The organism is Mycobacterium simulans (assembly GCF_900232995.1).
Classification (GTDB): Bacteria; Actinomycetota; Actinomycetes; order Mycobacteriales; family Mycobacteriaceae; genus Mycobacterium; species Mycobacterium simulans.
Genome location: NZ_OCVX01000007.1, coordinates 190,104 through 196,498, shown reverse-complemented (window position 1 = coordinate 196,498; position 6,395 = coordinate 190,104). Strand labels below are relative to the sequence as shown.

The window sequence follows — 6,395 nt, the reverse complement described above, 5'->3', positions numbered from 1 at the left end:
CGGTCGTTGACGATGGCGGCGGGGTGGGCGTTGGGGGCGTTTGATTTGGCGGCGTTGCCGGTTCCGTCGCAAGCGATTCCGTCGTTGACGATTCCGGCGGGGACGGCGTTGGGTGCGTTTGATTTGCCGGCGTTGAGTATTCCGTCGCAAACTATTCCGTCATTGACGATTCCGGCGGGGACCGCGTTGAGCGGGTTTAATTTGCCGGGATTGAGTATTCCGTCGCAAACGATTCCGTCGTTGACGATTCCGGCGGGGACTGCGCTGGGTGGGTTTAATTTGCCGGGATTGAGTATTCCGTCGCAAACGATTCCGTCGTTGACGATTCCGGCGGGGACCGCGCTGGGCGCGTTTAACTTACCAACCTTATCGATTCCACCGTTGAATATTCCCCCGATTACGATACCGGTCGGTACTGCAGTGGGAGCTTTCAATTTGCCGGCGTTGTCGGTGCCGTCGTTGACGATTCCATCGTTCACGATTCCGACGGGGACCGCACTGGGTGCATTTGACTCGCCACCTCTGTCGATTCCAGCGTTGAATGTTCCTCCGATTACGATACCGGTTGGCACCGCGGTGGGCGCGTTTAATCTGCCGAGGTTGTCGGTTCCGTCGGTGGTTATTCCGTCCTTGACAATACCCGCCGGAACGTCTATCGGTGGATTTAACACGCCTAGCTTAGTAACTCAGCCTATTCACGTGAGCAATATATCGACCGGCCAGTTCGTCACGCCGACGATAACGACACCCAGCATAGTCGGACCAACACTAACGATACCCGGGTTCAACTTACCATTCCGCGTATTCCTTCCCAACAATATTACTGCCTTGCAGACGAATGTAGCGGGCGTATACCCTGCAATCGGCAACTTTTACGGTATGCCCGGTGCATATATAGAGACGGGCACCTTAGTACTTGGGCCTATCAGCCTCAGCGGTTTCACCATCGGCGGGGCCACCGTTTCAGGCTTCAACCTGCCGAACTTCACCATTCCGGGCATCAATGTTCCAACCATTAGCGTCGCGCCCTTCAACCTGCCGGAGATCATCACGCCGGTCATCGTGACGCCGCCGGTGGTGATCGACCCGATTGCTGTCAGCAACTTCATGCTGCCTCAGATCACCACGCCGCCGATTACGACGCCGCCGTTGTCGATCGACCCGATCGGGGTGGGTGCTTTCACGCTGCCGGACATCACGACGCCGCAGATTGTGACGCCGCCGTTGTCGATCAGCCCGATCGGGGTGGGTGCTTTCACGCTGCCGGACATCACGACGCCGCAGATTGTGACGCCGCCGTTGACGATCAGCCCGATCGGGGTGGGTGCTTTCACGCTGCCGGACGTCACGACGCCGCAGATTACGACGCCGCCGTTGACGATCAACCCGATCAGTGTTGCCCCCTTCACGCTGCCGGACATCACCACGCCGCAGATTGTGACGCCGCCGTTGACGATCAACCCGATCAGTGTTGCCGCCTTCACGCTGCCGGACATCACGACGCCGGCGATTACCACACCGCCGTTGACGATCAACCCGATCAGCGTCGCCGCCTTCACGCTGCCGGACATCACCACGCCGCAGATTGTGACGCCACCGTTGACGATCAACCCGATCAGCGTCGCCGCCTTCACCCTGCCGGACATCACCACGCCGCAGATTGTGACGCCGCCGTTGACGATCAACCCGATCAGCGTCGCCGCCTTCACCCTGCCGGACATCACCACGCCGCAGATTACGACGCCGCCGTTGACGATCAACCCGATCAGCGTCGCCGCCTTCACCCTGCCGGAGATCACCACGCCGCAGATTGTGACGCCGCCGTTGACGATCAACCCGATCGGTGTCGGCAACTTCTTGCTGCCGGAGATCATCACGCCAGCCATCACCACTCCGCCGCTGAGCGTTCCGCCCATTGGCCTGGCGGCGTTTACCACGCCACCACTCACGGTGCCCAGCATCCACTTGCCCAGCACCACGATCGCCGGCTTCGACCTTCCGGCGGCGCCTGGGTTCTTCAATTCGAGCACGGCGCCCTCGTCCGGCTTCTTCAACTCCGGGGCCGGTGGGAATTCGGGCTTCGGCAACAACGGCGCGGGTCTGTCGGGTTGGTACAACTCGAATCCGGTGGGACTGCTCGGTGGTTCGGGTTACCAGAACTACGGCGGCCTCGTGTCCGGGCTCTACAACCTGGGCAGCGGCGTTTCGGGCTTCTCCAACACCGGTACCCTGCCGTTCGCAGCGACCAGCCTTATCTCAGGGTTCTCGAACGTCGGAAATTACCTGTCGGGCTGGCTCTTCCAGAGCTCAACCCCATAGCAACCGCGACCATAACCGACGGCAACCACGAAACACGTTGCCCAAGGCGAAGAATCGCTAGCCTTCCTTGGTGATCAACTTCCGCAGAGCTATCCGATCGGGGGTAAGTAGCTCGTCGATGCGCGGGTGGTTTACCTCGGCGACGATGATCTCACCGACCTCCTGATAGACCTCGGTGAAGATGCCGTGGGACTTCATCTTCGAGGTCTGATAGAGGTTGTCCTCGGTCGGCGTAACGTAAATCACCGCGTCGGCCTTGAATCGATGCACCAGCCATAGGTGGATCAACGTCATCAGCCGCTTCTGCCGCAGCTTCTCGGCGAACGTGTTCTGATCGCGCACCTGCAGGATGCTGCGGCCGTGGCGATCCTTGATGGGATCGACGACGACATTGGCCAGCTGCTCGCCACCGTCACCATGAATTCCGAGTTCGAGCACGTCCGAACCGGCGCGGCGGGGCCGCAGTTGCACGCGGAGTTTCTCGCCCAGCTGGTAGTGCTCGCTCCACAGCCCAAGCCATTCCTCGAGCAGCTTCTTGGGCACCTCCGTCTGCACCAGATGCTGGTGCTGGGTGGACCCCTTGCCCATAGCCTTGGTGGTCGCCGTGCGTCCCGAGGAGGCGGCCAATGCGGCGTCGCTGCGTGGCCCGCCGACCAGGGTTTGCGGTGTGCGGTAAGGCGATTCGACAAGCCGCATCTTGCGTTGTAGGCGCGCCAGCGCCAGCATCCCGTCCTGCCGTAGCGCGGTCGCGAACTCCTCAGCTGCGACGCCGTCGATCTGATGACCGCCGTAGGTTATGAAGTTGAAGACGAAGCCCATCTTGCCGAGCTCTACAGGGAACTGCTTCATCTCCTCATCGGTCATGCCGGTGGTGTCCCAGTTGAACGACGGCGAGAGGTTGTAGGCCAGCATCTGCTCGGGAAATTCGGCATGAATTGCCTCGGCGAACTGTCGAGCGTCGGCGAGGTCTGCCGTCTTTGTCTCCATCCAGAGAATGTCGGCGAACGGCGCCGCCGCCCGCGACTTGGCGATCGCATAGGGAATGCCGCCACGGATCTGGTAATAGCCCTCCGGGGTCTTCGCCAGCTCGCAATCCCATGGCGGGTCGACACCCAGCTCTTTCGCCTTCGCCCGGGCGGCGTAGAGAGACGCACGCCCGGCGAACTGCCGCCACTCGTCGGGGCTCATGCCTGCCGGCTCGTCTTCGCTCTCACCGAATGCGAGCACTTCGGCGACCGCCTCGCCGTAGGTCATCAGCCCGGAGTCGTCCTCCCAAGCGGCCACGAACCGTGACTCGACCTGGTCGAAGAGGTCGTCGATCGACCGCTGGCCGTCCTCCCGCCGCGAGTTGACTGCGTCGGAGACCAGGCCCATGATCCCTTGGCGCTCAAGCCATGCGCTGGCGACCGCGTACTCGCCGTCGTCGAGCGCATACAGCAAATGGCCATTCAGCTCCTTGACGCCCAATTCGTAGAAGCGCCGCACCAATGCCAGGAAGCAAGACTTGTAGGAAGGAACTTTCAGGTTCGTTGCGCCGAGCAGGAACGGCTGGTCGCGCTCGTCGGCGCGGCTGTCGATCAGGTTTGCCGCCTCGGCATCGGTGCGGGCGACGATGATGCCGGGTACCCGCATTACGTCGAGCTGGAACCGGGCGGCGTTGAGGCGCTTGATCTGTTCGTCCGACGGAACCAGAACCTTGCCCCCTTGGTGGCCGCACTTCTTGGTACCCGGGCGCTGGTCTTCGATGTGGTATCCGGGCACACCGACCTCGACGAAGCGGCGAATCAGGTTGCGTACGTGAGGATCACCGCCGTGGCCGGTATCGGCGTCGGCGATGATGAACGGCCGGAAATCGTAATTGGGCGCCGTGGCGCGCTGCCGTTCGGTCATGTGCAGGCGCAGGTACTCCTGGTTGCGGTCGGCGGTGAGCAAGGCACGCACCAGCACCGCGGCGTCATCGGGCACCTGGCTCAGGGGGTAGCTGGCAAGGTCGGGCCCGGGGTCTTCCGTGGTGGAACCCTTGGCGGAGGTTGCCCAGCCTCCCAGGTAGATCGCCTCGATGCCCATTCGCTTCATGCTCACTGCTTGGCCGGGTGAGTAGGGGCCGAAGGTCGTGATGCTCTTGTTTGCCGCGAACAGTTCGCGCAGGCGCTCGTAGAAAGCCGCAGCTGCCTCTCGCGCCACCGTGTAGTCGGTGGGAATCGTGCCGCGCTGCTCGACGACTTGGCGCGCCGTATAGAGCCGGGTGATCCCGGTGAAGCGTGAGCTGTCGAAGTATCGCTGCGTCGCGGCTACGTCCTGCTCGAACGGTGTTTGGACCGCAGTATCTGTTTCGGCGATGGCCATGCCCGTACGCTCCTCTTCAGCCCAAATTCCCTGACGCAGTGAGTGTAGCCCCGAGCAGGTGAGCAAAATCACCGTCGGTACGTGCCGCGGCTTCTTCCCCTATCGGTGCCGCTCGGACTTGGTCCGACCAACAGCGACCTTCGAGTCGAGCAGGCAACCTTCACGTCGAAATGGGTTGGGTATTTACCGCCGACATTCCCTTGAGATCGATCTGACGATCGACCCGCCGTGCGCGCTAGCGCGCCGCGCGTTCTCTCAACCAATCCCGTTGGCGACGGACAAACTCCGCATCGACCACGTTTCCGTGACCCGGGACGTAGCAGGCATCGGGTCCGGCTACCGCCAGAAGCCGATCAAGGGTGGCGGGCCATGCCCCCAGATCGGAATCCTTGTCGATACTGGGTTCGGCGGACTCCTCGACCAGGTCACCGGTGAAAACCACGAGCGGACCGTCTTGATCGTGTGCGGCTGGGGCCACCACGACTAGGTCCGCGGTGGTGTGGCCGCGGCCCACGTGCGTAATCGTGACTGTGCGGCCACCGAGATCGACGTCGGCGTCGTAGATGCCGCGCCGGGGCGGTCGCAAGGCCGTAATCGCACGGTCCACTTCGGCCGGCTCCGCCCCGTAGCTCAGTGCGTCGGCCCGCAGTTGGTCGGTGGCCGACGAGAGGTAGTCGACAACTTCTGGCGCGCAGTAGATCTCGGCTCCGGCGAACATCGAAGAACCCAGCACATGGTCGAAGTGCTTGTGTGTCAACACAACATGTGTCGCCGCGCTGCCGGAGATTTCGTGTACGTCGGCGTCGATAGCGGCCGCCTCGTCGAGCGTGGTGCCGGTATCGACGACCAGCGCTCCGGTGCGGCCCAGCACCAGCCCGATCGTGACGTCACAAAACGGCAGCCGGCACCGATGGATGGTGTCAGTCACCGGCTCCCAGGCGAAGTGCACGAATGAAACGTAGCGCGCGTGTGAAAGTACGATTCGGCAATGGCATCGAGATCTTCGCGATGGATCGGAGTTGCGGTCGCCGGCCTCGTAGCGGTCCTCGTCGTCGTGGCGGCATGGGCGCTGCTGCACTACCGCCTGATCGGCGGGCCAGATGTAGCGTTGCCGTCCTTCACCTCGCCGGTCATACCGAAGGGCACCCAGGTCATTACCGTGGTGGCTGTCGACGCAAACGGGAAGCCGATCGACGGCTACCGGCAGTTGCCCCCCTCCCAGGATCCCGGCAACGTCGCGGACGTGTTCGGCTGTGCCGCGTCACCGGCGGCGGTCGCCGACGACATCTACTATTGCGCCCCCAATGCGGCTGGTGCCGACGTCTGTTGGCCGGCGGGGCCGTCGGCCCCGGAAACCCTGTGGTGTCTTGACGACCCCTGGAGCAAGGGACTCCGGCGGGTGACTTCCACCGATCCGGTTCCCCACGTGCTTGCGCCACCAACGCCGGCGCCGTTTGCCCTCCTTCTCGATGACGGGACGCAATGTCGCCTACGCAACGGCGGCGCCTGGGGTGGACGGGATGACGGCCTGGTCGGCGCCTACGGCTGTCCGAATGAAACCCCGGCGGTCCTCGTCCCCGTCAGACCGGGGGGTGGCGAGTCTGCGATCGATCGCTCTCAGGCGCTGTGGACGGTCAAGGTCGGTTCACTCGGTTCCGGCGAAGCGCACTTGCCGCCACCACAGACTCGCACCGTGGTGACGGCGTGGTTCGCCGGCAGATGATCGGCTC

General features: G+C 63.0%; 3 protein-coding genes and 1 pseudogene. 2 read left to right on the top strand and 2 right to left on the bottom strand.

The features are described from left to right. A pseudogene (locus MSIMFI_RS29815) lies at window positions 1–2,319 on the top strand (PPE family protein); the annotation flags it as partial. Window positions 2,320–2,376: 57 nt separating this feature from the next. Here MSIMFI_RS29815 and aceA read toward each other — a convergent pair. Together aceA and MSIMFI_RS23060 are read right to left on the bottom strand one after the other, a co-directional pair. Further along, entirely contained in the window at window positions 2,377–4,665 is a 2,289-nt protein-coding gene (aceA, locus tag MSIMFI_RS23065; RefSeq protein WP_191499316.1) for an isocitrate lyase ICL2, read from the bottom strand. Window positions 4,666–4,900: 235 nt separating this feature from the next. Continuing rightward, entirely contained in the window at window positions 4,901–5,614 is a 714-nt protein-coding gene (locus MSIMFI_RS23060) for an MBL fold metallo-hydrolase (RefSeq protein ID WP_191499315.1), read from the bottom strand. A gap of 39 nt (window positions 5,615–5,653) precedes the next feature. Between MSIMFI_RS23060 and MSIMFI_RS23055 the strand changes: the two genes are divergently transcribed. After that, window positions 5,654–6,388, top strand: coding sequence for a hypothetical protein (locus tag MSIMFI_RS23055; RefSeq protein WP_191499314.1), 735 nt, complete (start codon window positions 5,654–5,656; stop codon window positions 6,386–6,388). Window positions 6,389–6,395 lie beyond the last annotated feature (7 nt).